General features: G+C 65.1%; 27 protein-coding genes. 9 read left to right on the top strand and 18 right to left on the bottom strand.

Annotated features, from left to right (window positions below; translation table 11 throughout):
• Positions 1 to 125: 125 nt before the first annotated feature.
• Both J2R78_RS15600 and J2R78_RS15595 read right to left on the bottom strand, forming a co-directional pair.
• Positions 126 to 716: a DUF4337 domain-containing protein gene (locus J2R78_RS15600; protein WP_028336314.1), complete on the bottom strand. Its 591-nt coding sequence runs from the start codon at positions 714 to 716 to the stop codon at positions 126 to 128.
• A gap of 144 nt (positions 717 to 860) precedes the next feature.
• Positions 861 to 1,832: a tyrosine recombinase XerC gene (locus J2R78_RS15595; RefSeq protein ID WP_253605455.1), complete on the bottom strand. Its 972-nt coding sequence runs from the start codon at positions 1,830 to 1,832 to the stop codon at positions 861 to 863.
• A 235-nt stretch (positions 1,833 to 2,067) separates the two neighbouring features.
• Here J2R78_RS15595 and J2R78_RS15590 point away from each other — a divergent pair, with 235 nt between their 5' ends.
• Positions 2,068 to 4,278: a primosomal protein N' gene (locus J2R78_RS15590; RefSeq protein ID WP_253605453.1), complete on the top strand. Its 2,211-nt coding sequence runs from the start codon at positions 2,068 to 2,070 to the stop codon at positions 4,276 to 4,278.
• A gap of 247 nt (positions 4,279 to 4,525) precedes the next feature.
• On the opposite strand, the gene J2R78_RS15585 is transcribed toward J2R78_RS15590, so the two are convergent.
• Complete coding sequence (locus J2R78_RS15585; RefSeq protein WP_253605451.1) at positions 4,526 to 5,014, bottom strand: septal ring lytic transglycosylase RlpA family protein; 489 nt, start codon at positions 5,012 to 5,014, stop codon at positions 4,526 to 4,528.
• Positions 5,015 to 5,642: 628 nt separating this feature from the next.
• Between J2R78_RS15585 and J2R78_RS15580 the strand changes: the two genes are divergently transcribed.
• From J2R78_RS15580 to J2R78_RS15550, 7 genes are all read left to right on the top strand, one after another.
• Positions 5,643 to 6,203, top strand: coding sequence for a F0F1 ATP synthase subunit delta (locus J2R78_RS15580; protein WP_028336317.1), 561 nt, complete (start codon positions 5,643 to 5,645; stop codon positions 6,201 to 6,203).
• Entirely contained in the window at positions 6,203 to 7,732 is a 1,530-nt protein-coding gene (gene atpA, locus J2R78_RS15575; protein ID WP_225645261.1) for a F0F1 ATP synthase subunit alpha, read from the top strand. The genes J2R78_RS15580 and atpA overlap by 1 nt, the downstream gene beginning before the upstream one ends.
• A 91-nt stretch (positions 7,733 to 7,823) precedes the next feature.
• Entirely contained in the window at positions 7,824 to 8,702 is an 879-nt protein-coding gene (locus J2R78_RS15570; protein ID WP_057020916.1) for a F0F1 ATP synthase subunit gamma, read from the top strand.
• Between the two features lie 25 nt (positions 8,703 to 8,727).
• Positions 8,728 to 10,170, top strand: a complete 1,443-nt coding sequence (gene atpD, locus J2R78_RS15565; protein ID WP_016843821.1) for a F0F1 ATP synthase subunit beta — start codon at positions 8,728 to 8,730, stop codon at positions 10,168 to 10,170.
• Between the two features lie 116 nt (positions 10,171 to 10,286).
• Positions 10,287 to 10,694, top strand: a complete 408-nt coding sequence (locus J2R78_RS15560; RefSeq protein WP_028336321.1) for a F0F1 ATP synthase subunit epsilon — start codon at positions 10,287 to 10,289, stop codon at positions 10,692 to 10,694.
• A gap of 205 nt (positions 10,695 to 10,899) precedes the next feature.
• Positions 10,900 to 11,055, top strand: a complete 156-nt coding sequence (locus J2R78_RS15555) for a hypothetical protein (protein ID WP_225163875.1) — start codon at positions 10,900 to 10,902, stop codon at positions 11,053 to 11,055.
• 104 nt (positions 11,056 to 11,159) lie between these two features.
• Complete coding sequence (locus J2R78_RS15550; RefSeq protein WP_253605449.1) at positions 11,160 to 12,155, top strand: helix-turn-helix domain-containing protein; 996 nt, start codon at positions 11,160 to 11,162, stop codon at positions 12,153 to 12,155.
• Here J2R78_RS15550 and J2R78_RS15545 read toward each other — a convergent pair.
• The 12 genes from J2R78_RS15545 to J2R78_RS15490 form a co-directional block, all read right to left on the bottom strand.
• Complete coding sequence (locus tag J2R78_RS15545; protein ID WP_092087086.1) at positions 12,113 to 12,613, bottom strand: RNA pyrophosphohydrolase; 501 nt, start codon at positions 12,611 to 12,613, stop codon at positions 12,113 to 12,115. The genes J2R78_RS15550 and J2R78_RS15545 overlap by 43 nt on opposite strands.
• Positions 12,614 to 12,646: 33 nt before the next feature.
• Positions 12,647 to 13,150 (bottom strand): RNA pyrophosphohydrolase, encoded by a 504-nt coding sequence (locus tag J2R78_RS15540; RefSeq protein ID WP_028336325.1) that lies wholly within the window; start codon positions 13,148 to 13,150, stop codon positions 12,647 to 12,649.
• An 83-nt stretch (positions 13,151 to 13,233) separates the two neighbouring features.
• Positions 13,234 to 14,448, bottom strand: a complete 1,215-nt coding sequence (locus J2R78_RS15535; protein ID WP_253605447.1) for a divergent polysaccharide deacetylase family protein — start codon at positions 14,446 to 14,448, stop codon at positions 13,234 to 13,236.
• 150 nt (positions 14,449 to 14,598) lie between these two features.
• Positions 14,599 to 15,966 carry a S41 family peptidase gene (locus tag J2R78_RS15530; protein WP_018269401.1) on the bottom strand — a complete coding sequence of 456 codons (1,368 nt, stop codon included), beginning with the start codon at positions 15,964 to 15,966 and terminating at the stop codon, positions 14,599 to 14,601.
• Positions 15,963 to 17,372: a murein hydrolase activator EnvC gene (locus tag J2R78_RS15525; RefSeq protein WP_253605445.1), complete on the bottom strand. Its 1,410-nt coding sequence runs from the start codon at positions 17,370 to 17,372 to the stop codon at positions 15,963 to 15,965. The genes J2R78_RS15530 and J2R78_RS15525 overlap by 4 nt, the downstream gene beginning before the upstream one ends.
• Positions 17,373 to 17,412: 40 nt before the next feature.
• Positions 17,413 to 17,895, bottom strand: coding sequence for a 23S rRNA (pseudouridine(1915)-N(3))-methyltransferase RlmH (rlmH, locus tag J2R78_RS15520; protein WP_092087094.1), 483 nt, complete (start codon positions 17,893 to 17,895; stop codon positions 17,413 to 17,415).
• 50 nt (positions 17,896 to 17,945) lie between these two features.
• Positions 17,946 to 18,314: a ribosome silencing factor gene (gene rsfS / locus J2R78_RS15515; protein ID WP_256558599.1), complete on the bottom strand. Its 369-nt coding sequence runs from the start codon at positions 18,312 to 18,314 to the stop codon at positions 17,946 to 17,948.
• A 186-nt stretch (positions 18,315 to 18,500) separates the two neighbouring features.
• Positions 18,501 to 19,124, bottom strand: coding sequence for a nicotinate-nucleotide adenylyltransferase (locus J2R78_RS15510; protein WP_080583350.1), 624 nt, complete (start codon positions 19,122 to 19,124; stop codon positions 18,501 to 18,503).
• Positions 19,125 to 19,169: 45 nt separating this feature from the next.
• Entirely contained in the window at positions 19,170 to 20,462 is a 1,293-nt protein-coding gene (locus J2R78_RS15505; RefSeq protein WP_253605444.1) for a glutamate-5-semialdehyde dehydrogenase, read from the bottom strand.
• A gap of 121 nt (positions 20,463 to 20,583) precedes the next feature.
• Complete coding sequence (gene proB / locus J2R78_RS15500; protein WP_253605442.1) at positions 20,584 to 21,726, bottom strand: glutamate 5-kinase; 1,143 nt, start codon at positions 21,724 to 21,726, stop codon at positions 20,584 to 20,586.
• A gap of 82 nt (positions 21,727 to 21,808) precedes the next feature.
• Positions 21,809 to 22,858 carry a GTPase ObgE gene (gene obgE, locus J2R78_RS15495; protein WP_038384668.1) on the bottom strand — a complete coding sequence of 350 codons (1,050 nt, stop codon included), beginning with the start codon at positions 22,856 to 22,858 and terminating at the stop codon, positions 21,809 to 21,811.
• A gap of 101 nt (positions 22,859 to 22,959) precedes the next feature.
• Positions 22,960 to 23,439 (bottom strand): MaoC family dehydratase, encoded by a 480-nt coding sequence (locus J2R78_RS15490; RefSeq protein WP_137484028.1) that lies wholly within the window; start codon positions 23,437 to 23,439, stop codon positions 22,960 to 22,962.
• Positions 23,440 to 23,593: 154 nt separating this feature from the next.
• Here J2R78_RS15490 and J2R78_RS15485 point away from each other — a divergent pair, with 154 nt between their 5' ends.
• Positions 23,594 to 24,508: a DMT family transporter gene (locus J2R78_RS15485; RefSeq protein WP_253605440.1), complete on the top strand. Its 915-nt coding sequence runs from the start codon at positions 23,594 to 23,596 to the stop codon at positions 24,506 to 24,508.
• Between the two features lie 179 nt (positions 24,509 to 24,687).
• On the opposite strand, the gene J2R78_RS15480 is transcribed toward J2R78_RS15485, so the two are convergent.
• From J2R78_RS15480 to rplU, 3 genes are all read right to left on the bottom strand, one after another.
• A complete protein-coding gene (locus J2R78_RS15480) occupies positions 24,688 to 25,284 on the bottom strand; it encodes a GNAT family N-acetyltransferase (protein WP_253605438.1) in 597 nt (198 codons plus the stop codon).
• A gap of 171 nt (positions 25,285 to 25,455) precedes the next feature.
• Complete coding sequence (rpmA, locus tag J2R78_RS15475; protein ID WP_016847848.1) at positions 25,456 to 25,725, bottom strand: 50S ribosomal protein L27; 270 nt, start codon at positions 25,723 to 25,725, stop codon at positions 25,456 to 25,458.
• A gap of 92 nt (positions 25,726 to 25,817) precedes the next feature.
• Positions 25,818 to 26,279 (bottom strand): 50S ribosomal protein L21, encoded by a 462-nt coding sequence (gene rplU / locus J2R78_RS15470; RefSeq protein ID WP_253605436.1) that lies wholly within the window; start codon positions 26,277 to 26,279, stop codon positions 25,818 to 25,820.
• Positions 26,280 to 26,493: the final 214 nt, after the last annotated feature.

Here is a 26,493-nt window from a genome sequence, read left to right as displayed (position 1 = left end):
CATCCTGAGGAGCGCGGAACGCGCGTCTCGAAGGATGCACGGCCCGGCCGGTGGCCGTCGATCCTTCGAGACGCGCGCAAGGGCGCGCTCCTCAGGATGACGGTTCGAAAGCGGCGCGCTGCGCCTCAATGCAGATGCAGCAAGTGCGGCTGGAACAGGCCGAGCGCCGTCATCACGATGCCGGCGAGCGTCACCAGGCCGGAGACCCAGGCCAGCGCGATGATGCCCGTGATGATGGTCGCCGATGCCAGCACGATGGCGATCTGGAAGGCGGCGGAGGCAAGCTCGAAATGATGATATTTCGCGGTGGCCTCGTCGCGCTCATGCTCGGCGTGCTTGGCGCGTTCGGAGAGCTGCTCCGAACCCTCGCCGGTTTCCGGCTCCGAGCGATAGCGCGCAGCGGTCTTCTGCCAATCGTCGATCTGCTTCTGCAGCGCGGCCCTGGCCGCCTCGTCGGTGGTGGTCGCGAGGTTCAGCTTGCCCTGTTCGGCCGCGGTCTGCACCGCGGTCCGGCGGATGCTCTTGGCCTGGAAGAAGGCCCACAGGTTGGAGGCCTCGACATTCTTGCTGATCGATTCGGTCTGGGCGCCCTTGCCGAGCGTTTCCGACAGCGCCAGGCACAGGGCGATCACGGCGATCAGGAGCGCGATCTTCTTGTTCTCGCCCGAAGCATGCTCGGCATGCTCCGCGTGCTCCATACTTTCATGTGCGCTCATGATTCCCCTCCGGATGCGACCGCGCCACGATTGCCGAATGCGGTGCACAAGGCAAGGGCCGAACGGTTTTGGGTAACCGTCTGAAGATGAACGGCGCATGACGGCGGGCCAAAGCCCGCGCTTTATTTTTTCAGAACCGAACGTTCAACCTCGGGGATGCGCGGAGCGATAGACTTCGAGCAGGCGCTCGCTGTCGATGCCGGTGTAAATCTGCGTGGTCGACAGCGATGCGTGGCCGAGCAATTCCTGGATCGCACGCAGATCGCCGCCACGGCTGAGCAGATGCGTGGCGAAGGAGTGCCGCAGCGCATGCGGCGTTGCGCTGTCGGGCAGGCCAAGCGCGCCGCGCAGCCGCTCCATGGTGAGCTGGATGATGCGTGGGCTCAAGGGGCCGCCGCGCGCGCCGACGAACATCGGCCCGGTCGGGCTGAGCTGATGCGGGCAGATCGCGGCATAGTCCGCGATCAATTGCAGCACGTTTTGCAGCACCGGCACCATGCGGGTCTTGTTGCCCTTGCCGGTCACCACGAGCACGTCGCCTTCGCCGGGCTTCGGCACGTCGCGGCGCTTCAGCCCCAGCGCTTCGGAGATGCGCAGGCCCGAACCATAGAGCAGCGCCATGACGGCGGCGTCGCGCACCAGGATCCAGGTCTCGCGGGTTTCGTCCGCGCGCTCGTCGGCGTCGGCAAAGCGTTTCGCTGCTTCCATGTGAATCGGCTTCGGCAGGCTCTTCGCCACCTTGGGCGCGCGGATCGCCGAGAGCGCGCCGACCTTGCCCTTGCCCTCGCGTTCCAGGAAACGGCCGAACGAGCGCAGGCCCGCCAGCGCCCGCATCAGCGATCGTCCGCCGATCTCCACGGTCCGGCGCATCGCCATGAAGGCGCGCACGTCGCTCGCCTCGAGCGCGGAAAATGCCTTGAGCGTCACCCGCGCGCCCCAGTGCCCGGCCAGGAAGGCGAGGCATTGGCGCACGTCCCGGGCATAGGCCTCGAGCGTCTTCGGCGACAGCCGCCGCTCCGCGCGCAGATGCGACAGCCAGCGCGTCATCTCCTGCGTGACCGATGCGTCGGCGCAGTCGGGCTCGAGCGGTGGGATGGGCTGATCGGTCCGGGCCATGTCCGTGTCTTAAGTCCGTGTCTTAAGGGCTATTGGCGCTGCCAATCTCCTGATTATATCGCACTGCCTTCGTTTACCGTTCGCTAAGAGCGCGAAGCGGTGGGAGAGCGTTTTCGAGCGAAGTGGACGCCGGTTCGCGTGAAGAAAACGCGTCAAAACAAGAAGCTGGAGATTTGGTTCTGATTCGATCAGAAACCAAATCTCTAGCCCGCTCGGGTTCAAGGTTTCTGATTCAATGGACCATACCACGCGCCCCGGCCCAGCCTCTGCATCGACGATACGTGTCGTCGACGTGCTGGTGCCTGTCGCGCTGAACCAGACCTATTCCTACCGCGTTCCGCGCGGCATGGAGCTTGCGCCGGGCGACGTGATCGGCGTTCCGCTCGGGCCGCGTGAGGTCGTCGCGGTGGTGTGGGCGGAAAATGCCAATCCGGATCCGCGGCTGCACAACCGGCTCAAGGACGTCAGCGAGAAGCTCGATGTTCCGCCGCTGAAACCGGAGCTGCGCCAGCTGGTCGACTGGGTCTCCAATTACACGCTGTCGGCACGCGGCATGGTGCTGCGGATGACGCTGCGGATGGGCGAAAATCTCGGGCCGGAGCGGATGCGGCTCGGCGTCCGGCTGGTCGGCGAGCCGCCGCGGCGCCTGACGCCGGCACGCCGGCGGGTGATCGAGGTGCTGTCGGACCGCTTGCTGCACGGCAAGTCGGAGGCGGCCCGGGAGGCCGGCGTCAGTTCCGGCGTGATCGACGGCCTGGTCGACGAAGGCACCCTGACGGTTGAGGCGATGCCGCCGCCGGCACCGCCGCCCGTTCCGGATCCCTCCTACGCGCAGCCGGATTTTTCGCGCGAGCAGCGCAGCGCCGTCGACGTGATGCGGACGCTGGCCGCGAGCGGCAGCTTTCACGTCGCGTTGCTCGACGGCGTCACCGGTTCCGGCAAGACCGAAGTCTATTTCGAGGCGATCGCCGAGAATATCCGCCGCGGCAAGCAGACGCTGATCCTGATGCCGGAGATCGCGCTGACCGGCCAGTTCCTTGACCGTTTCGCGCAGCGCTTCGGCGTGCGGCCGCTGGAGTGGCATTCGGAGCTGACGCCGCGCGCGCGCGCGCGCAACTGGGCCGCGATCTCCGAGGGCAAGGCGCCGGTCGTGGTCGGCGCCCGCTCGGCGCTGTTCCTGCCCTATGCCGATCTCGGTCTCATCATCGTCGATGAGGAGCACGACCAGGCCTACAAACAGGACGACGGCGCGCATTATCACGCGCGCGACATGGCGGTGGTCCGCGCCCATATCGCAAAGATTCCGATCGTGCTGGCGTCGGCGACGCCGTCGGTCGAGAGCGAGGTCAATGCGCGCAAGGGGCGCTACCAGCGCGTGGCGCTGCCGTCGCGGTTCGGCGGCCAGCACATGCCACATATCGAGGCGATCGACATGCGCCGCGCCCCGCCGCCGCGCGGCCGCTTCATTTCGCCGGTGCTGGCCGAGCAGATTCGCCATGCCATCGAGCGCCGCGAGCAGGCGCTGCTGTTCCTCAACCGCCGCGGCTACGCACCGCTGACGCTGTGCCGCGCCTGCGGCCACCGCTTCGCCTGCACCATCTGCGATGCATGGCTGGTCGATCACCGGTTCCGGCAGCGGCTGGTCTGTCATCATTGCGGCTTCTCGATGCCGCGCCCGAATATCTGCCCGCATTGCGCGGCCGAGGAATCGCTGGTCGCGGTCGGGCCCGGCGTCGAGCGCCTGCAGGAGGAGGCCGCCCACATCTTCCCCGAGGCACGGACGATGGTGCTGTCGAGCGATCTCATCACCTCGATCGAGACCATGCGTAGCGAGCTCAACGAGATCGCCGAGGGCCGCGTCGACATCATCATCGGCACCCAGCTGGTGGCGAAGGGCCACAACTTCCCGCGGCTCAATCTGGTCGGCGTCATCGACGCCGATCTCGGCTTGAGCAATGGCGATCCGCGCGCTGCCGAGCGGACGTTCCAGCTGCTGAACCAGGTGGTCGGCCGCGCCGGCCGCGAGCAGGGCCGCGGCGTCGGCTTTCTGCAGACCCACCAGCCGGAGCATCCGGTGATCAAGGCCCTGATCGCCAATGACCGCGAGGCGTTCTATGCCAGCGAGATCGAGATTCGCGAGCGCACCGGCTACCCGCCGTTCGGCCGGCTGGCGAGCCTGATCGTCTCCGCCGGCGACCGTCCGACCGCGGAAGGCTTCGCCCGCAAGCTCGCCGCGGTGGCGCCGCTCGATGAGCGGATCCAGGTGCTCGGCCCCGCCGAGGCGCCGCTCGCCGTCATCAAGGGCCGCTATCGCTTCCGCCTGCTGGTGAAGTCGCTGCGCAATGTCGACCTGTCGCAATATCTGCGCGAATGGCTGGAATCCGGTCCCAAGACCAAGGGCAATCTGAAGCTCGAGGTCGACGTCGATCCGCAGAGCTTTTTGTAAGCAGCTTCAATCTTGACTATCATTGCGAGGAGCGAAAGCGTCCATCGCTCCGCGCATGCGGGCCCATGGATTGCTTCGCGGAGCCTGTCATCCGGCGGCGCTTCGCGCCAACCGGGTGGCTCGCAATGACGGCGGCTGGTAGCACGTCCCGCAAAAGAAAAAGCCTGCCGTCATTTGCGACGGCAGGCCTTTTTGGCGCGAAGCAGGCCTCGCGGCCGTTACGCAACGCAACGCTTACTGAAGGCGCTTACGAGACGACCTCGGCGGTGACGCGGCCAACGCCGGCACCGGTCAGGCCGATGGCGCGGGCTGCGCCGGTGGAGAGGTCGAGCACGCGGCCGCGGATGAACGGGCCACGATCGTTGATGGTGACGACGACGCTGCGGCCGCCATGGGTGACGCGGAGCTTGGTGCCGAACGGCAGCGAGCGGTGGGCCGCGGTCATGGCGTTCTGGTTGAAGCGCTGGCCGGAAGCGGTGCGGCTGCCCGACTCATTGCCGTAGAAGGAGGCCATCCCCGAGAACGAGTGGCCGCCGGACGGCTGGATCGATGCATTGGCGTCGCGCCAGGACGAGCCTTCGGCGCGGGCGTGGTGATGATGGTGGCGATGATGGTGGTGCCGGGACTTCGCGGACGCCTCGGTCACGCTGCCCCCGACCAGAATAGTTGCGGCTACAAAAGCAAGCGCCGTACGCGAGCGGGTTACGGTGCCCGCCGCCTTCTTGATATTCAGCATTGATAAGACCCTCAGACAGTATTGCCGCTAACGCGGCAAGTGGAACCCCCGTCCCTTCGTTGACCAAGGCCGTTTGGTTTCCCAATGAGGCACGAATTGGGCAGTAAATCCGGATTATCTCGTGCTGAAATATCTTGTTACCGCCTTGGGTAGTCGATCAAGGTTCCGTAATCTTGCTATTTAACCAATTTTTAACGACCAATATACTTGCCAATACTGATTATCGGGCGGACGGTAAGTTTTCGGTAAGTAATCGCCAAATGAAACCGCAACCGGTCCGGAGTTCCCTGCGCGCTCGGCCATAGGCCTATGCAAATTTCGATGGAACAAAATCGCGGCGGCGCGAATCGGAGCCGACGCGCCGAATTTCCGCGCGCCAAATTTTCCGGTTCGGCCACCGGCTGCGGTCGGCAAAAAGCGCATGCGACAAGGCGGCACTCACGATGCCGTCATGTTGCACCTGCGCGATTGCTATGTTAGCAAAGCCGCGATTTTAACGGTCCCGGCACGTCCTGTGCCGGTCGAAAATCGAAGTCCCGCTTGAATTCCAAGGGCTTGGATCGCTAGGCGCTGCTTTGGTGGCGACGGTTTTTCCCTTGCGAATTTGACAGCAAAAAAGAGCGAGCTCGTGGCTGCTGAAGATCCGTCCGTTTCGGGAGTGTCCGGTCGTTACGCAACGGCCCTGTTCGAGTTGGCGCGCGACGAGCAATCCGTCGATCAAGTCCGGGCCGACCTCGACAAGTTCGAGGCCATGCTCAACGAGAGCGCCGATCTCAAGCGCCTCGTCCGCAGTCCGGTGTTCGCGGCGGACGCCCAGCTGAAGGCGCTGACCGCGGTGCTCGACAAGGCCGGCATCGCCGGCACGTCGGCCAAGTTCCTCAAGGTGCTCACCGCCAATCGCCGGCTGTTCGCCGTTGCCGATGTGATCCGCGCCTATCGCGCGCTGGTGGCGAAGTTCAAGGGCGAGGCGACTGCGGAAGTCACCGTCGCCGAGCAGCTCAGTGATAAGAATCTCGACGCGCTGAAGGCCGCACTGAAATCAGTGACGGGCAAGGACGTCGCGCTCAACGTGAAGGTCGATCCCTCCATTATTGGTGGCCTGGTGGTCAAGCTCGGCAGCCGCATGGTGGATAGTTCGCTTCGCACCAAACTCAATTCGATCAAGAACGCGATGAAAGAGGCAGGCTGATGGACATCCGCGCCGCAGAAATTTCTGCGATCCTCAAGGACCAGATCAAGAATTTCGGCCAGGAAGCCGAGGTCACCGAAGTTGGCCAGGTGCTGTCGGTCGGTGACGGTATCGCCCGCGTCTACGGTCTCGACAACGTTCAGGCCGGTGAAATGGTCGAGTTCGAGAACGGCACGCGCGGCATGGCGCTCAACCTCGAAACCGACAATGTCGGTATCGTGATTTTCGGCGCCGACCGCGAGATCAAGGAAGGCCAGACTGTCAAGCGCACCCGCGCGATCGTGGACGCGCCGGTCGGCAAGGGCCTGCTCGGCCGCGTCGTCGACGCGCTCGGCAACCCGATCGACGGCAAGGGCCCGATCCAGGCCACCGAACGCAAGCGCGTCGACGTCAAGGCGCCCGGCATCATTCCGCGCAAGTCGGTGAACGAGCCGATGGCCACCGGCCTCAAGGCGATCGATGCGCTAATCCCGATCGGCCGCGGCCAGCGCGAGCTGATCATCGGCGACCGCCAGACCGGCAAGACCGCGATCGCGCTCGACACCATCCTGAACCAGAAGCCGCTCAACGCCCAGCCGGACGAGAACCTCAAGCTGTATTGCGTCTACGTCGCGATCGGCCAGAAGCGCTCCACCGTCGCGCAGTTCGTGAAAGTGCTCGAAGAGCAGGGCGCGCTGGAATACTCGATCATCGTCGCGGCCACCGCGTCCGATCCGGCGCCGATGCAGTACATCGCGCCGTTCACCGCCTGCACCATGGGCGAATACTTCCGCGACAACGGCATGCACGCCGTGATCATCTATGACGACTTGTCGAAGCAGGCCGTCGCCTATCGCCAGATGTCGCTGCTGCTGCGCCGTCCGCCGGGCCGCGAAGCCTATCCGGGCGACGTGTTCTACCTGCATTCCCGCCTGCTCGAGCGCGCCGCCAAGCTCAACAAGGAGCATGGCTTGGGCTCGCTGACGGCGCTGCCGGTCATCGAAACCCAGGCCAACGACGTGTCGGCCTACATTCCGACCAACGTGATTTCGATCACCGACGGCCAGATCTTCCTGGAAACCGATCTGTTCTTCCAGGGTATCCGTCCCGCCGTGAACGTCGGTCTGTCGGTGTCGCGCGTCGGTTCGTCGGCGCAGACCAAGGCGACCAAGAAGGTCGCCGGCAAGATCAAGGGTGAGCTCGCGCAGTACCGCGAAATGGCGGCGTTCGCGCAGTTCGGTTCAGACCTTGACGCCTCGACCCAGCGCTTGCTCAACCGCGGCTCGCGCCTGACCGAGCTTCTGAAGCAGCCGCAATTCTCGCCGCTGAAGATGGAAGAGCAGGTCTGCGTGATCTGGGCCGGCACCAACGGCTATCTCGATCCGCTGCCGCTCAACAAGGTCAAGGCGTTCGAGGACGGCCTGCTGTCGCTGCTGCGCGGCAAGAACGCCGAGATCCTCGATGCGATCCGCACCAGCCGCGATTTGTCCGACGACACCGCCGCCAAGCTGAAGACGGTGGTCGAAGGTTTCGCCAAGACGTTTGCATAACGAATGGGGCGTCGCCCGGCTCGCCGCCGGGCGTGACGAACGGAGGCTTGCGATCTGACCATTGTGGTCGGATCGCCGGGGTGAACGAAGAATGGCGTCACTAAAAGACATGCGGGTCCGCATCGCCTCGACCAAGGCGACGCAGAAGATCACCAAGGCCATGCAGATGGTCGCAGCCTCGAAGCTGCGTCGCGCGCAGAACGCCGCCGAAGCGGCGCGGCCCTATGCCACCAAGATGGATGCGGTGATTTCCAACATCGCCGCGGCAGCCAACGGCACGCCCGGCGCGCCGGCGCTGCTTGCCGGCACCGGCAACGATCAGGTGCACCTGCTTCTGGTCTGCACCGGCGAACGCGGCCTGTCCGGCGCGTTCAACTCCGCCATCGTGCGCCTGGCGCGCGAGCGGGCGAACGCGCTGCTCGCGCAGGGCAAGGAAGTCAAATTCTTCTGCGTCGGCCGCAAGGGCTACGAGCAGCTGCGCCGGACGTTCGAGAAGCGCATCGTCGAGCACCTCGACCTGCGTTCGGTGCGCCAGATCGGCTTCGCCAATGCCGAGGACATCGCCAACAAGGTGCTGGCTCGGTTCGAGGCCGGCGAGTTCGATGTCTGCACGCTGTTCTACTCGCGCTTCCAGTCGGTGATCGCGCAGATCCCGACCGCGCAGCAGATCATCCCGCTGGAGGTGGCTGCGCCCGCGGCCAATGCGGCGCCCTCCACGTCCTACGAATACGAGCCTGAGGAAGACCAGATCCTCGGCAGCCTGTTGCCGCGCAACCTCGCGGTGCAGATCTTCCGCGCGCTGCTGGAGAACAACGCCTCGTTCTATGGCGCGCAGATGAGCGCGATGGACAGCGCGACCCGCAATGCCGGCGAGATGATTCGCAAGCAAACCCTGATTTACAACAGAACCCGTCAGGCCCAGATCACGAAGGAGCTGATCGAGATCATCTCCGGCGCTGAGGCGGTCTAAGGCAGATTTCGAAGGAGAACAGTCCATGGCTACAGCAGCCAACCAGATCGGTCGCGTTACCCAGGTCACGGGCGCCGTGGTCGACGTGCAGTTCGAAGGCCACCTTCCGGCGATTCTGAACGCGCTCGAGACCAAGAACGGCGGCAACCGCCTGGTCCTCGAAGTCGCGCAGCATCTCGGCGAATCGACCGTCCGCACCATCGCGATGGACATCACCGAGGGCCTCGTGCGCGGCCAGGAAGTGACCGACACCGGCGAACCGATCCGGGTGCCGGTCGGCGAAGGCACGCTCGGCCGCATCATCAACGTCATCGGCGAGCCGATCGATGAAGCCGGCCCGATCAAGTCCGACGGCCTGCGCGCCATCCATCAGGAAGCGCCGACCTATACCGACCAGTCGACCGAAGCCGAAATTCTCGTCACCGGCATCAAGGTTGTCGACCTTCTTGCTCCGTACGCGAAGGGCGGCAAGATCGGCCTGTTCGGCGGCGCCGGCGTCGGCAAGACCGTGCTGATTCAGGAACTGATCAACAACGTCGCGAAGGCACACGGCGGTTACTCGGTGTTCGCCGGCGTCGGCGAGCGCACCCGCGAAGGCAACGACCTCTATCACGAGTTCATCGAATCGAAGGTCAACGCCGATCCGCACAACCCGGATCCGAGCGTGAAGTCGAAGTGCGCGCTGGTGTTCGGCCAGATGAACGAGCCGCCGGGCGCCCGCGCCCGCGTCGGTCTGACCGGTCTGACGGTCGCCGAGCACTTCCGCGACCAGGGCCAGGACGTGCTGTTCTTCGTCGACAACATCTTCCGTTTCACCCAGGCGGGCTCGGAAGTGTCGGCGCTGCTCGGCCGTATTCCTTCGGCGGTGGGTTATCAGCCGACGCTCGCCACCGACATGGGCGCGCTGCAGGAGCGCATCACCACCACGCAGAAGGGCTCGATCACCTCGGTGCAGGCGATCTACGTGCCGGCCGACGACTTGACCGACCCGGCGCCCGCCACCTCGTTCGCGCACTTGGACGCCACCACGGTGCTGTCGCGCGCGATCTCGGAGAAGGGCATCTATCCGGCGGTGGATCCGCTCGACTCGACCTCGCGCATGCTGTCGGCGCTCGTCGTCGGTGATGAGCACTACAACACCGCGCGCATGGTCCAGCAGATCCTGCAACGCTACAAGTCGCTGCAGGACATCATCGCTATTCTCGGCATGGACGAACTGTCGGAAGAGGACAAGCTGACGGTCGCCCGCGCCCGCAAGGTCGAGCGCTTCCTGTCGCAGCCGTTCCACGTCGCCGAAGTCTTCACCGGCTCGCCGGGCAAGTTCGTCGACCTCGCCGACACCATCAAGGGCTTCCGCGATCTGTGCCAGGGCAAGTACGACCATCTGCCGGAAGCGGCGTTCTACATGGTCGGCACCATCGAAGAAGCCGTCGAGAAGGGCAAGAAGCTGGCGGCCGAAGCCGCTTAAGCTTTGGGATGTCGTCATCGCCGGACCTGATCCGGCGATCCATCGCACGTGAAGTATTTTGACTGATGGACCCGCGGGTCGAGCCCGCGGGTGACAGCGCAAAGAACGGAAACACCATGGCCACCTTCCACTTCGATCTCGTCTCTCCCGAAAAGCTCGCCTTCTCCGGCGAGGTCGATCAGGTTGACGTCCCCGGTGTGGAGGGTGATTTCGGTGTGCTCGCTGGACACGCTCCGGTCATCGCCACGGTTCGTCCGGGGATTCTGACGATCACGACCGCCGGCAAGCGCGAGAAGGTGATCGTGCTCGGCGGTCTTGCCGAGGTGTCGGACAAGGGCCTCACCGTGCTCGCCGACGTCGCGACCGCGCTTGCGGACATCGATCGCGCGAAGTTCGCCGAGACGATCAACGAGATGCAGGAGAAGCTCGCCGAGAAGGAGGGCTCCGAGCTCGACCACGCGATCGAGCGGCTCGACCACTTCAAGAGCATCCAGCAAGAGCTCAACACGACGGCTATGCACTAAGGCGCGGTTGCCGACCGGCGATCGCGCCGCCATGTCGAGTGAGCCGACCCCCTTAGTGGAACAGCTCACACTTTTTCGATCATTGCCTGAGAAGGCTTGAATAATTCAACGCTCGCCACGCCCTGGCGAGCGTTCAATGCTTATTGCGCGCGGGATCGTCTGGCGGGATTCTCCCCGGCATATCTGGGTTCGGGGGCTGGTACTCATGAAGCGCAAGGTCGCAGCGATCCTCGCGGCCGATATCGCAGGTCAGAGCCGATTGGTTGCCGACGATGAGGAAGAAACGCTGCGGCGGCTCGCCTCTTCTCGACAAGTCCGCTTCTTCGCGGTCGGCCCGAACGAACGACCTGCAAATATGTGAAGCAGCTTACAGCAGGGATCGTGCACAAATGACAAGCTGCAGCACGATGACGATTTGGCCCGACCGCATCGCGATTTCATTCCTGACATAACGGACAAGCTGCCGTGCTGACCTTCACCACCGACGCTCTCCGCCCGCAGGACCGTTTCGAGCACTGGTGCGAGGTGCGCGGCAAGAGCCTGTTCGGGGTCACGATCGAGCTCGAGCGCGACAAGAGAGCCGATTTCCGCGGACACTTCTCGGCGACGCCGGTGGGCGGTGCCGTACTTGCGCAAATGTCGGCCTCCTCCTATCGCGTCAGCCGGACCGCATCCGACATCGCGCGCGTTCCGAGCAACAGCCTGCATCTCGCCTGGCAGGTGCGCGGCCCCGGCCACATGAATATCGGTCGCGATCGTGTCCAGTTCGTGCGCAACGGCGACCTGGTGTTCGGCCACTCCAATCTTCCGTTTGCCTCGACACCCGAACGGACCGACGGCTTTGACTTCTTCAGCCTCAAGATCCCGGTCACCGACGAGCTCGTGCTCGGCGCGCGGATCGAGGATGCGCCGCCGGTCGCGCTGGCGCGTGATGCGAGCCTGACCCGGCTTGTCGGCGCCATGTTCCGCTCGATGACGCGAGATCTCGCGCGAGCCGGGCAGTTCGCCGACGACGTTGCGCATATGGTGCGCCTGGCGCTGCTCGCGCGCGGACGCGTGCGGCCACGCCAGGACGAGATCCGTGCCGCGCTGCACGCGGGCTACCTTCATGCCGCCCGCGAAATTCTGTACCGCGACCTGCATCGCGCCTCGCTCACGCCGGCCGCGGTTGCCGCCGAGCTCGGCATTTCACTGCGGCAATTGCATGCGCTGTTCGAGCCGACCGGCCTGTCATTTGCGCGGACGCTGACGGCGGCAAGGTTGAAGGCGGCGAGGCGTGCGCTCTATGCCATACGGGAACGCAGCATCGACGAGATCGCGTTCTCGTGCGGCTTCGACAGCATCGCGACCTTCTATCGCGTCTTCCGTTCGACCTACGGCATGACACCGGGCGACGCGCGGCGCACACCGCCGCAGGATCAGCCGGCGAATTCCGCGAACCGGGTCGCGACCGCGCGATAGACATCGCGGCGGAACGGCACCACGAGATCGGCGACGCGGTCGAGGCGCTCCCAGCGCCATTGATTGAATTCGGCGGGCTGGCCGTTGCGCGGCGTCAATGGATCGATCTCCTCGTCGCGTCCTGTGAAGCGCAGCGCAAACCATTTCTGCCGCTGGCCGCGGAACTTGGCGAGCCGGTGCGATGCCGGCCCGTCATAGGCGGGGAATTCGTAGGTCATCCAGTCGGTCTCGCCGAGATAGTCGGCATTGACCGCCCCGGTCTCCTCCCACAATTCGCGCATCACGGCCTGGCGCGGATCCTCGCCGGCGTCGATGCCGCCCTGCGGCATCTGCCATTCGAGGCCGGGCAGCACGATCTCCGGACCGTCGTCCTTGATCCGGTGGCCGATCAGCACGCGTCCGTCGGCGTTGAACAGCGCGATGCCCACATTGGGGCGATAGGGCTTATCTGATGACATCTCGGTGGGTACGTCGCGCGTTGACCCGGTCGGCTACTTGGCCGCCAGACCGGCGAATTCCTTCACGACGCGCTCATAGACCGGACGCTTGAACGGCACAATCAGCCCCGGCAGATTCTTCATCGGCTCCCAGCGCCAGGTGATGAACTCGGCCTTGTGGCCGCCGCCCGGATTGGCGACGTTGATCTCGTTCTCATCGCCGGTGAAGCGCAACGCGAACCACTTTTGCCGCTGTCCGCGATAGCGGCCCTTCCAGGCGCGGCCGGCGACGGTGCGCGGGATATCGTAGATCAGCCAGTCCGAGACCTCGCCGAGCTTCTCCACGGACTTGATGCTGGTCTCCTCATAGAGCTCGCGCCGCGCGGCCTGAAACGTATCCTCGCCGGGATCGACGCCGCCTTGCGGCATCTGCCAGACATGCGCGTCGTCGACATGCTCGATGCCGCCCGCGCGTCGTCCGATGAAGACCAGCCCCGCTGTATTCAGCAGCATGATGCCGACGCAGGTTCGATAGGGCAGGTCTTCATAACGTGCCATGCTGCCGCTACCTCGCACATTTTCTGGAGCCGCCCGACCCGGCCCCCCGGCAAGGTCTCGAGCTGCACCAACGGATTGAATCTTTAGCCCGATTTTGATTTCAGCATCGCCGTTGTCAATGGCACAAGCATAATGCCCTTGGAGTCCAGTGTCTTGAGCCAGGCGCCGAGCCGCTCGATCGAGACCGGCAACGCCGAGGCGACGCCCACCGCCGTGCCGCGTTCCTTGGCGATGGTTTCCAGCTTGACCAGCGCGCGGTCGATTTCCGCCGACGTCGGCACCGCGTCGATGGCGAAATCGGCCTTGGCGAACGGCAATGACTGGCCCGCTGAGAGGGTCTGCGCGACGCTACGTGGGGTGGAACCGTCGTCGAAATAGCTCAGGCCGCGCTTGGCCGCTTCGCGGACGATGGGCTGCATCACGGGATCGGCCGCGACGAACCGGCCTCCCATGAAATTGGCGATCCCCGCATAGCCTTGCAGGCGGCTGAGGTGCCAATAGAAGCGGTCGAGGTTCTGCTCGCTGCTCAGCGTGGTCAGCAGGGTTTGCGGCCCGGGATCGTTGTCGGGATAGTCGAACGGCTCCATCGGGATCTGCAGCAGGATCTCGTGACGCTGGGTCCGGGCACGTTCTGCAAGCTTGCCCGGATCGGAGCCATAGGGCGTGAAGGCCAGCGTCACCGCCGGCGGCAGCTTCATGATGGCGTCGGTGGTCTTGGCGGCGCCGACGCCGAGGCCGGCGACCACAATGGCGACCACGGGCATCCGGGCGGCCTTGGCGCGGTCAGCCTCGGCCGCGTAGACCGTGAACGGCTTCAGGCCGTCGGCGATCACCGGGATCATGCCGTAGCGTGACTTTTCCAGCAGGCGCGGATCGATGCCAGTCATCGCAAGTGGCGGCGTATCGCCGTCGGCCTTGTCGCCCGGATCGCCGGCGCCGATCACCACGTCCTGGCGCTTGCCGCTGGAGCCGTCGATGATGGTGACGGTTCTCGCGTCGCTGGCTGCGGCCGGGGCCTTGGCGGCGGATTTGGCCGCCGGTTCGGCCGCCGCCTGGGCGGCTGGAGCGTGCTTGTCGTCAGCGGCGGCGGGCGGAGGATTGCGGAGCGTGACACGGGCGATCGGCTCGCCCCCGAGCGGGTTGTCGTTGAACAGCGCGATGCCGACAAAGCCGACCAGCACGAGCCCGAGCAGCACGGCGAGCGCCTGCATCGCCGTGAATGGCAGGCGAAACCGGCGCGTCCTGCCCACGGTCGTCTGCCCAAGCGGCGTGCTCAGTTCGTCGGCCGCTTCTGCCATGACCCTCCCCGAATCAACAGCGCGAACGATAGCACGATGCGGTGCAATCCCGCGCGCCGGCCTGCCCGGCAAAGCACGGTTACAGGTGGACACCGAAAGCAGAAAGGGCGGCCCGCGGGCCGCCCTGTTCGCCGAATCGATCGGATTAAATCAGTTCGCGGCCTTGTTGCCCGGCTTGTCGACCGCGGCCTTGTCGCGCGCGGCCTCCGGCGCCGCTGGCGCACTGGAGGTCGACTTGATGCCGTGCAGCAGGTCGTCGGCCATCTTCAGCGCCTTGTCGTCCTTGGCGTCCGGCGGGACGTAGGACTGCGAGCCGGTCTTCTCGTCGCCGTCGTTCTTGAGATGGCCGCGCAGCGAAGCTTCGCCCTTGGTGTCGGTGCGCGCCTTCAGCTCTTCCGGCACGTCCTGCAGCACCTCGATGTCGGGCACGATGCCCTTGGCCTGGATCGACTTGCCCGACGGCGTGTAGTAGCGCGCGGTGGTCAGGCGCAGCGCGCCATTGCCCGAGCCGAGCGGGATGATGGTCTGCACCGAGCCCTTGCCGAACGAACGGGTGCCGACCAGCGTCGCCCGCTTGTGGTCCTGCAGCGCGCCGGCGACGATTTCGGAGGCCGAGGCCGAGCCGCCGTTGATCAGCACGATCACCGGCTTGCCCTTGGTCAGGTCGCCCGGATGGGCGGCGCGGCGCTGGGTTTCCTCGGCGTTGCGGCCGCGGGTCGAGACGATCTCGCCACGCTCCAGGAAGGAGTCGGACACCGTGACCGCTTCTTCGAGCAGGCCGCCGGGGTTGTTGCGGAGATCGATGACGTAGCCCTTCAGCTTGTCGCCGATCTGGCCCTGCAGATTGGTGATCTCCTTCTTCAGGCCTTCGGTGGTCTGCTCGTTGAAGGTGGTGATGCGGATATAGGCGATGTCATCGGCCTCGACGCGCGCACGCACCGAGCGGACGCGGATGTTGTCGCGCACCAGCGTGACGTCGATCGGATTGTCCTGGCCCTTGCGGATGATCTTGAGCTTGATCTTGGTGTTGACCGGACCGCGCATCTTCTCGACGGCCTGGTTCAAGGTCAGGCCCTGCACCGCCTCGTCGTCGAGGGTCGTGATGATGTCGTTGGCCATGATGCCGGCCTTCGAGGCCGGGGTGTCGTCGATCGGCGAGACGACCTTGATCAGGCCGTCTTCCATCGTGACCTCGATGCCGAGGCCACCGAACTCGCCGCGGGTCTGCACCTGCATGTCGCGGAAGCTCTTGGCGTCCATGTAGCTCGAGTGCGGGTCGAGGCCGGACAGCATGCCGGAGATCGCGGACTCGACCAGCTTGCTGTCATCGGGCTTCTCGACATAGTCGCTGCGCACCCGCTCGAACACGTCGCCGAACAGATTGAGCTGGCGATAGGTGTCCGACGTCGCGGCGCGCGCGCTCGATCCCATCAGCACAGCGCGGGGCTGCGTGACGAAAAGCGTCAGGGCCGCGCCGGTGGCGGCGCTAAGGAGAATTACCGAAGTCTTGCGCATCATCCGCGAACCTTTTCGCCTTCATTTGCGGCCCACCATGGACCTGGATCGATTGGAGTGCCGTCTTTCCGGAACTCGACATAGAGCACTGGCTGGCTCGCATTTGTCGCGAGAATGGATGCAACTTGGGACGTCGACCCCATGGTCGCAACCGGCTCCCCCGTAAGTACAAACTGGCCGATGTTTACCGAAATACGCTCCATCCCGGCGATCAGGACATGATACCCGCCCCCGGCATTGAGGATCAAGAGTTGTCCATAGCTACGGAAAGGACCAGCGTAAACAACCCAGCCGTCACACGGGGTTGTGACCTGCGCGCCCGGCTTGGCTGCCAAAGAAATGCCTTTTTGTACGCCCCCCGCGCCGTCGGAACCGCCAAATTCGCGAATCTTGGTGCCGTTCACGGGATAGGAGAACAGGCCCTTGGCCGAGGCGAAAGCGACCGCCGGGCTCATGCGGGCCGGGTCCTTGAGCGCCCCCAGATTCGGCTTGCCATTAACCGTCGCCGGCGCTCCCTGGAGGCTGGCCGTGGCGGCGGCCTTGGCCGCGCTCTTGAGATCCTGCTCCATCTTGGCGATCAGGGTCTGCAGATTGTCGGCCTGCTTCGACAGCGCGATGGCACGGGCGCCTTCGGCCTCCATGTCCTTTTCGGCCGCGCTCTGCTGCCGTTGCCGTTCGTCGACCAGGGCCGCCAGCCGGGTCTGGTCTTCCTTCAGCTTGTCGCGGTCGGCCGCCAGCGCGTCGCGCTCGGTCGAGATGGTCTTGCGCAGCGCCACCAGCTCGCCGAGATCGGCCGCAAGCTTCTCGGCGCGGACGCGCAACTCCGGCACCACGGCGCCGAGCAGCATCGCAGTGCGCAGCGATTGCAGCGCATCCTCGGGCCGCACCAGCAGCGCCGGCGGCGTGCGTCGTCCGGCGCGCTGCAGCGCGGCCAGCACCTCGATCACCTCGGAGCGGCGTGAATCGAGCGAGGCGCGGATTTCGCGCTCACGGCCGTCGAGCGGCTGCAGGCGTGCCTCGGCGTCAGCGATCCGCGTCTCGACGCCGCGGACCTGGCCGGCAATATCGATCAGCTGCTGATTGAGCTTGCTGCGGTCCTGGCCGATCGCGGCGATGTCGGCCTTCAGCTTCTCCTGCAGCTCGGTCGCCTTGCGCTGCTGCTCGCGCGCGGCCTCGAGTTCCTGCTCGCGCTGCTTGATCGCATCGGGCGATGTCTCCGCGGTTGCGGCCTGCTGCGCCGGCGGCGCGGATTGCTGCGCTGGTGGTGTCGCTTGCGCGTGCGCCGCGGCCAGCGGATAGGCGGCGAACATCGCGAGCGACAGCGGCAGCGATGCCGGCAGCCGGCGGCGGCGCGCGGCGGTGCCGAGATGCGAAGCCGAATACGAAGCTGTGTCCCGCTTGTGCTGCATTCGCGTGAGTTCAGTGGTTTCGACTGTCCGTCACCACGCCTTACGCGCGATGATAGGGGTGGCCGGCCAAAATGGTTGCGGCGCGATAAATCTGTTCCAGAAGCATGACGCGGACCATTTGATGCGGCCAGGTCGCGGAGCCGAATGCAATTCGCAACAAAGCCTTGCGCTGCAATTCAGGCGAAAGTCCGTCTGCGCCGCCGATCACGAAGACAGTATGTGCTGTTCCCTCGTCGCGCCAGCGGCCGAGCTGCCGGGCAAAGCTCGCACTGTCGATGCTCTTGCCGCGTTCGTCGAGCGCGACCAGCGCGTGCTTCTCAGGCAGCAGCGCCGAGATCGCCGCGGCTTCTTCGGCAATGCGCGCGGCGGTGTCGCGCGCGCGGCTTTCCGCGATCTCGTGGATATCGAGGCCGCGAAACCCAAGCTTGCGGCCGATATCCTCGAAGCGCTCGCGGTAACGCTCGGCGAGCTCCCGTTCAGGGCCCTGTTTCAGACGGCCGATGCAGATCACGACAAGGCGCATCAACGCAGACTAGCTGCGCTGCAGCCGATTCGCATCGGCTTCGAACCCCCTTAGACCGCCGCGACCGCCGGGTTCTGAGTCCACAACCGCTCGAGGTTGTAGAACTCGCGCACCTCAGGCCTGAACACGTGCACGATCACCTCGCCGGAATCGATCAGCACCCAGTCGCAGTTGGGCAAGCCCTCGACATGGATGTTCTTGACCCCGTTCTCCTTGAGGCTCTTCGTCACATTTTCCGCGATCGCGCCAACGTGCCGGTTAACCCGGCCGGTGGTGACGATCATGTAGTCGGAATATGCGGATTTGCCCCGAAGGTCGATGGTGACCGTCTCTTCCGCCTTCATGTCCTCGAGGCGGGAGAGGATCAGGCTCAGCGTCTTGTTGGCATCCGGTTTGGCGGCGTCCGGTTGCGCCTGCAAGGCCGCGGTTTTCGTCGATGTTTTACGCGCAGTCTTTGGAACCTTGGGTAAAACAGACTTTGACAATACAGATGTGGCCAGGGACCATTCCTTTCACTGTATCGCGGGTGCCGAATCCTCGGCCCCACGCGCCATACTACGCATGTGGGGTTAATGGTTTCAATATTCCAGTAACCCTTTTGCGCTTCATGCCGTTCTCCAGCTCCCGTCCGGGTTCCGAAGTCCGGTCGAAGACAAATTGGATTTCATTCCTGTCAGGAACACCCAGGCCGGCGCCTGCTGGTCGGCTAGCCGTGTCGCCTGATTTTCGGGCATGCGATAGCGCGCGAGCGCCTGCGCCGCCGGTGCGGCAAGGGCGCGGAAACTTTGGGGCGGACGGTCGATCACGGCAATCGGCACATCGGACGCAATGCGCCGCCAATCTTTCCAGCGATGAAATTGCGCGAGATTGTCAGCGCCCATGATCCAGACGAAGTGCACGCCGGAGACACGGCGGCGCAAGTGGATGATCGTGTCCACAGTGTAGCTGACGCCAATGACAGCTTCGAGACAGCTGATGTCGATGCGCGGATCGTCGGCAACGCGGCGCGCGGCCTCGGCGCGCTCGGCGAGCGCGTGCAGGCCATCATGGTTCTTCAGCGGATTGCCCGGCGTCAGCAGCCACCACACGCGGTCGAGCTGCAGGCGCTTGAGCGCGAACAGGCTGATGGCGCGATGCGCGGCGTGCGGTGGATTGAACGAGCCGCCAAGCAGCCCGATGCGCATGCCGTTGGTATAGAACGGAAGCGCTTGGGCTGCGGATAACGACACGCTCGATGCTTGCTGCAATGGCTTACCGTGCGCGTGCGACAATGATCACGGCCGCGTCTGCCCGGTGCCGTGGACGCGGTACTTGAAGCTCGTCAGCTGCTCGGCGCCGACCGGCCCGCGGGCGTGGAATTTGCCGGTGGCAATTCCGATCTCCGCGCCGAAGCCGAACTCGCCGCCGTCGGCGAACTGGGTCGAGGCGTTGTGCAGCACGATCGCCGAATCGACCTCGTTGAGAAATCTTTCCGCGGCAGCGGCATCCTCCGTTACGATCGCATCGGTGTGATGCGAGCCGTGATTATGAATATGCGCAATCGCTTCATCGAGACCGTCGACGATCCTCGCCGAGATGATCGCGTCCTCATATTCGGTGTCCCAGTCCTCGTCGGATGCGGGCTTCACCCTGGCATCGACGCCCTGCACGACGTCATCGCCGCGCACCTCGCAGCCGGCATCGATCAACAGCTCGACCAGCGGCCTCAGCTGCGTCCCGGCAGCCTTGCGATCGACCAGCAGGGTCTCGACGGCGCCGCAGACACCGGGACGGCGCATCTTGGCGTTCAGCACGACCGCCTTGGCCATATCGAGCCTGGCGCTGGCATCGACGTAGATGTGGTTGACGCCCTCGAGATGCGCGAACACCGGAACGCGTGCCTCCGCCTCGACGCGTGCGACCAGGCTCTTGCCGCCGCGCGGCACGATCACATCGATGCCGCCGTTCAATCCCGTCAGCATCAGGCCGACGGCGGCACGGTCACGGGTCGGCACCAAGGTGATCGCGGCCTCAGGCAGGCCGGCTTCGCGCAGGCCCTGCACCAGGCAATCATGGATCGCGCGGCAGGAGCGGAAACTGTCCGAGCCGCCGCGCAGGATCACGGCGTTGCCGGACTTCAGGCACAGCACGCCGGCGTCGGCGGCGACGTTGGGGCGGCTCTCGAAGATCACGCCGATGACGCCGAGCGGCACGCGGACGCGTTCGATGGTCATGCCGTTAGGCCGCTGCCAGCTTTCGGTGACGGCGCCGACCGGATCGATGATCTCGCGCACGGTCGCAACGCCATCGGCCATGCCGGCGACGCGCGCCTGCGTCAGCGTCAGGCGGTCGACGAAGGCAGAGGTCATGCCGCTCGCGCGCGCCTCGGCGACATCCTCGGCATTGGCGGCGAGGATGGCCGGCGCGTTGGCGCGGATCGCGCGTTCGATCGCGGCGAGCGCCCGGTCCTTCCGCTCCGGCGGCGCCAGCGCCAGCACGCGCGCCGCGGCGCGCGCCTTGGCGGCGAGGTCGGTCATCAGGGCAGTAAGATCGGCGTTGCCGTCGATCGCCTTCAGGGGGGCGCTCATGAAACTACCAGCTTTGGACTAAGGCCATGTTCTAGCATGGCAATTGAAGGGTGGCGAGGCGCGGAACCGACATGGCAGGTGGGCGGCAGGCCGTCCGCTCGGCCCAGCAGGTTATTTGGGCCTATTTGGGCGGGATCGCCCCGGCCGGGCCGATCACGAGGTCGTCGCGATGGATCATCTCGGATCGGCCGCTGATGCCCAGAATGGTCATCACGTCGGGCGAGGAGCGGCCCATGATCTTCTCGGCGTTCTCGGCGTCGTATGCGACCAGGCCGCGGCCGATCTCGTGGGTGTCGGGGCCGCGCACCACCACGGCATCGCCGCGGGCGAACTGGCCGTCGACCCGGATCACGCCGGCCGGCAGCAGGCTCTTGCCGGCGCGCAGCGCCGCCACCGCGCCGGCATCGATGGTCAGCGTGCCCTTCGGCTCGAGCGAGCCCGCGATCCAGCGCTTGCGCGCGGTGACCGGATTGGCGGGGGTCAGGAACCAGGTGCAGCGGCCGCCATCGGCGATCGCAGCAAGCGGATGCTCGATCTTGCCGGACGCGATCAGCATATGGGTGCCGGCCGTGGTCGCTATCTTCGCGGCTTCGATCTTGGTGGTCATGCCGCCGCGCGACAATTCGGACCCGGCCGAGCCGGCCATCCCCTCGATCTCCGAGGTGATGCTTTCGACCACCGGGATCAGCTTGGCGTCGGGATCGAGCGCGGGCGGCGCGGTGTAGAGGCCGTCGATATCGGACAGCAGGATCAGAAGATCCGCGCTCGCCATGGTGGCGACGCGGGCGGCGAGGCGATCATTGTCGCCATAACGGATCTCGGTGGTGGCGACCGTGTCATTCTCGTTGATCACGGGCACCGCGCCCCATTCCAGCAGCTTTGCGATCGTCGAGCGCGCGTTGAGATAGCGGCGGCGCTCCTCGGTGTCCTGCAGCGTCACCAGAATCTGCCCGGCGCCGATGCCGTGATGGCCGAGCACCTCCGACCAGATTCGCGCCAGCGCGATCTGGCCGACCGCTGCGGCAGCCTGACTCTCCTCGAGCTTCAGCGGGCCGCGCGGCAGCTTCAGGCGGCTGCGGCCGAGCGCGATCGAGCCCGACGACACAACCATGACCTCGCAGCCTCGCTTGTGGAGCTTTGCGATGTCGTCGACCAGCGCGGCGAGCCAGGACGCGCGCACCTCGCCAGCCTGCGAGTCGACCAGCAGCGACGAGCCGACCTTGACGACGATGCGGCGAAAGTTCTTGAGCGCGGGGCGTTTCATGGATTCGGTCTGGCAGGAAGGTGGAAGCAATAGACGCCACAATGTGGCTTGGGAAGTCCAGGCGTTGCGCGGCTTGTGCCGTTCAACCCTGCGGCACCGGCGTCGCCCACGGCTCCGCCTGACCCTTGGCCTTGTTGGACACCGGCGCCTCGCCGATCACGTCGACCAGCGCGCGCAGCGCGTCCTGCACGCCTTCGCCGGTCGCGCCTGACAGCAACAGCGGCGTCTTCTTCGCCGCCCGCTTGAGGCGGTCCTTCTGCTTCTTCAGTTCGTCGGGCGCGACCGCGTCGATCTTGTTGAGCGCGACGATCTCGATCTTGTCGGCGAGATGGCCCTCATAGGCTTCGAGCTCGGTGCGCACCGTCTTGTAGGCCTTGCCGGCATGCTCGCAGGTCGCGTCGACCAGATGCAGCAGCACGCGGCAGCGCTCGACATGGCCGAGGAAGCGGTCGCCGAGCCCGGCGCCTTCATGCGCGCCTTCGATCAGCCCGGGGATGTCGGCGAGCACGAATTCGCGGCCGCCGAAATTCACCACGCCAAGCTGCGGATGCAGCGTGGTGAAGGGATAGTCGGCGATCTTCGGCCGTGCCGCGCTGACCACCGACAAGAAGGTCGATTTGCCGGCGTTGGGCAGGCCGACCAGGCCGGCATCGGCGATCAGCTTCAGCCGCAGCCAGATCCAGCGCTCTTCGCCGGGCGCGCCGGGATTGGCGTTGCGCGGCGCGCGGTTGGTGGAGGATTTGAAATGCGCGTTGCCGAAGCCGCCATTGCCGCCTTCAGCCAGCACGAATTTCTCGCCGAGTTCGGTGAAGTCGTGCAGCAGGGTCTCGCGGTCCTCGTCGAACACCTGGGTGCCGACCGGCACCTTCAGCACGATCGGCTTGCCGTTGGCGCCATGGCGGTCCTTGCCCATGCCATTGGTGCCCTTCTGTGCCTTGAAGTGCTGCTGGTAGCGGTAATCGATCAGCGTGTTCAGTCCGTCGACGGACTCGATGATGACGTCACCGCCGCGACCGCCATTGCCGCCGGAGGGACCGCCGAACTCGATGAACTTCTCGCGCCGGAACGCGACGCAGCCGTTGCCGCCGTCGCCCGAGCGAATATAGACCTTGGCTTCATCGAGGAATTTCATGATCCGCTCTAGTTAGGGCAGGGTGGCCTTTGCGGCAACCCGGAAAGGCCCTGACTTCAGCGAAAAGCCTTAATTTTCGGGCCTTTTTGCGGCCCAAGCGGCTAAGCAGGCCGTCTCCGGACCAGGAATTTCTGCATCCCCTCCAGCACCAGCTCGCGGCGCTGGTTGTGCACGGTCGAGCGCAGCGTCACGACGCCGGTGGTCTTGCCCGGCGACAGCTCGATCACCTCCAGCGCGGGGTAGATGGTATCGCCGGCATAGACCGGTTTCAGGAACTTGCTCGATTGCTCGAGGAAGCCGATCAGCGACTCCTCCACGACGTAGGGAAACAATCCGGCGCCGGGCGCGGTGTGCACAAGGGTCTGGAAGCCGTGGGCGAGCAGATCAGGCATGCCGCGCGCGCGGCAATATTCGACGTCGTAATGGATCGGATGGGTGTCGCCGCTGGCGGTCTGGAACGCCGCGAACACGGCCGAGGTCTGGGTCCGGCTCGGAATCACGAAGCGCTCGCCGAGCACGAAATCCTCGAACCAGCGCTGCGCGGGGACCATGCGATGCTGGGTGGGATCGAAGTCGCTCATGCGGCGTTTCCTGCTCTTTTTGTTGCCGGGATCAGCTACCGGTATCGCAGCGACGCAGGTGCGGCAATCCGTTCAATTCGTCATGCCCGGGCTTGTCCCGGGCATCCACGTCTTTAAAACCGGACGACTCCGGAACAAAAGCGCAAGTCTGCTCATGAGCCTGTTCGCAAAGCTGTCCTCCTACGACGACCGGTCGGCGCGGCTCGCCGGCATCGGGTTGATGCTGCTGTCGATCTTCATGTTCTCGTTCGGCGACGCGATGGGCAAATTCATCGTCGCCACCTATTCGGTCGGGCAATTGTTGTGGCTGCGCGCCTGCGCGGCGCTGCTCGTGCTGCTGCCGATCGTATGGCAGCGACGCGCGGATTTTCTGCATCTGGAACGGCCGTGGCTGCAATTGCTGCGCGTCACGCTGTCGACCGTGGAGGTTGCGGCGTTCTTCCTGGCGACCGTCTATCTGCCGCTCGCCGACGTCATCACCTACTACCTCGCCGGACCGATCTTCGTCACCGCGATGTCGGGCCTCGTGCTCGGCGAGCATATCGGCTGGCGGCGCTGGACCGCGATCCTGGTCGGCTTTTGCGGGGTGCTGATCGCGCTCCGGCCGTCGGCGCAGACGATCAGCTGGCCGGCGATGATCGCGCTCGGCGGCAGCCTGTCGTTCGCGGTGCTGATGCTGATCACGCGCTCGCTGCGCGCGACCCCCGATATCGTGCTGGCGACGTCGCAATTCGGCGGCACCTTCATCCTGGGCCTCGTGCTCTCGCCATTCGGCTGGGTGACGCCGTCAGCCGGCAGCCTCGTGCTGTTCTTCACTGCCGGCATCATCTCGGTCGCGGCGCTGCTTTGCGTCAATCGTTCGCTGAAGCTCGCGCCGGCGAGCGTGGTGGTGCCCTACCAGTATTCGATGATCGTCTGGGCGGTGATCTTCGGCTTCGTGGTGTTCGGCGACGTGCCGTCCTGGGCCACCATCATCGGTGCCGCTGTTATCATCGCGGCCGGCCTCTACATCTTCGTCCGCGAGCAACAGCTTGGACGCCCGGACTCCGCGGTGAATCCGCCGGCGTGATGTTTACCCTCCCCTGGAGGGGGAGGGTCGACGCGAATGCAATGAGCGGCGGGGTGGGGTGAAGGTCTCTCCTCATCCAACGGTGCCCGAGTGGATAGATCACCCCACCCCGTTGCGCCTTCCGCTGCGCTTCATGCGCAACGACCCTCCCCCTCCAGGGGAGGGTGAAGCCAAAAGCCTCAGCTCTCCCGCCGGGTCGAGTTGTTCCAGCTCTTCGGCGACGCCCAGACGCCGCGCGACAGGCGGAAGCAGTCGACCGGGCTCGAGGAGCCCAGCGCCTCGAAGCGGTGCAGCTCGACGCCGCCCCACTGGAAGCCGCACTTCTCGAGGATGTTGCGCGACGACGGGTTGACGACGCGGGCGCCCGAGATCAGCTGGTCGAGATCGAATTCCTCGAAGAAGTAATCGATCACCGCGCGCGCGGCCTCGGTGCCGAAGCCCTGGCCCCAATAGTCGACGCCGAGCCAGTAGCCGAGTTCGGCTGATGTCTCCTCGCGCCAGTCGATGCCGACCATGCCGATCGGCGTGTGATTATCCTCAATCAGGAAAACGGTTTCGCGGCCGCCTGCGCCGAGCGCGCGCACGAAGTCGATGGCGTCGTCCTGGGTATAGGGATGCGGCAGGCGGCGGGTGTTCTCCGCGATGCGGCGGTCATTGGCGAGGCGTGCGATTGCTTTTACGTCCGCGAGCGTCGGCTTGCGCAATGTCAGCCGTTCGGTCTCGAGGACGCAAGCTCTTGCCTCACGCAAGGTCGGCGTCGGGATGTCCTGCAACATGTCGAGCTCCTGTGATGCGAAAAAATCTGTACGCAACGCTTGGAACGTCACGCGCGGTCGAACTGGAACGCGCGCAACAAAAAGGGGAGGCCGGTCATCCCGCCTCCCCTTGGAGCCCTTTGCGACTCCGCCGGTTCAACAGGACCCGGCGGACTCATGTGTGTCCACCGTCTACTCGGCCGCCTCTGCCATCGGAATGACCGATACGAATGTGCGGCCGTTGGCTTTGGCACGGAACTCGACATGACCCTCGACCTTGGCGAAGAGAGTATGATCGGTGCCCATGCCGACATTAAGGCCAGGATGCCAGGTGGTGCCGCGCTGACGCGCGATGATGTTTCCGGGGATCACGCGCTCGCCACCGAACGCCTTGATGCCAAGGCGCTTGCCCTTGGAATCACGTCCGTTGCGCGATGAACCGCCTGCTTTTTTGTGAGCCATAGCTCGTCTCCGACTTCGCTTTGATCTCTAGATCAATTCCTTGACGGAATCATTTCACGTTTTGTCACGCTTCAAATCTGAAAGCGCGACGATCACTTCTTCTCGCTCTTGGCCGGAGCCTTTTTCGCGGCCGGCGCCTTTGCGGGTGCCTTCTTCTTGGCCGCCTTCGGCGCTGCGTCCTCGCCATCGGCGGGCGCTGCGACCTTTTCCTTCTTCGGCCGCGGGCCGATTGTCGGCTTGGCGTTATCGGCGAGGATCTCGGTGATGCGAAGCACCGTGAGCTCGTCGCGATAACCGCGCTTGCGGCGTGAATTCTTGCGGCGACGCTTCTTGAACGCGATCACCTTGGCGCCGCGCTTGTGCTGCAGCACTTCGGCCGCAACGGTGGCGCCTGCCACGGTGGGCGTTCCCAGCACCGGCGTGTCACCGCCGAGCACCAGAACTTCGCCTAGCTGCACGATCGTGCCGACATCGCCGGCGATCTTGCCAATCTCGAGTACATCATTCGGAACGACACGGTACTGCCGGCCGCCGGTTTTGATGACTGCGAACATCGTTTGATTCCTTCGTGTTCGATCCCGGCCTCGGACGGATCGCCCGGGTCGGCTTTTTGTTCAGTCGCTATGGGTTGCATGTTTTGCGCGAAGGGAATGAATTCCCAAATTGATCACACAAAGACAATCGGCGCGAGAAATCCCCGCGCCGGATGGACGGGACTTATAGCCGCAAACCCCGCAGAGTCAAGGTAAAGCAGGGCAAAAACCGGCC

It is taken from the genome of Bradyrhizobium sp. USDA 4538, assembly GCF_024171045.1.
Classification (GTDB): Bacteria; Pseudomonadota; Alphaproteobacteria; order Rhizobiales; family Xanthobacteraceae; genus Bradyrhizobium; species Bradyrhizobium australafricanum.
The sequence above is the reverse complement of the archived record's forward strand: the minus strand, read 5'-3'. Positions and strand labels throughout refer to the sequence as shown.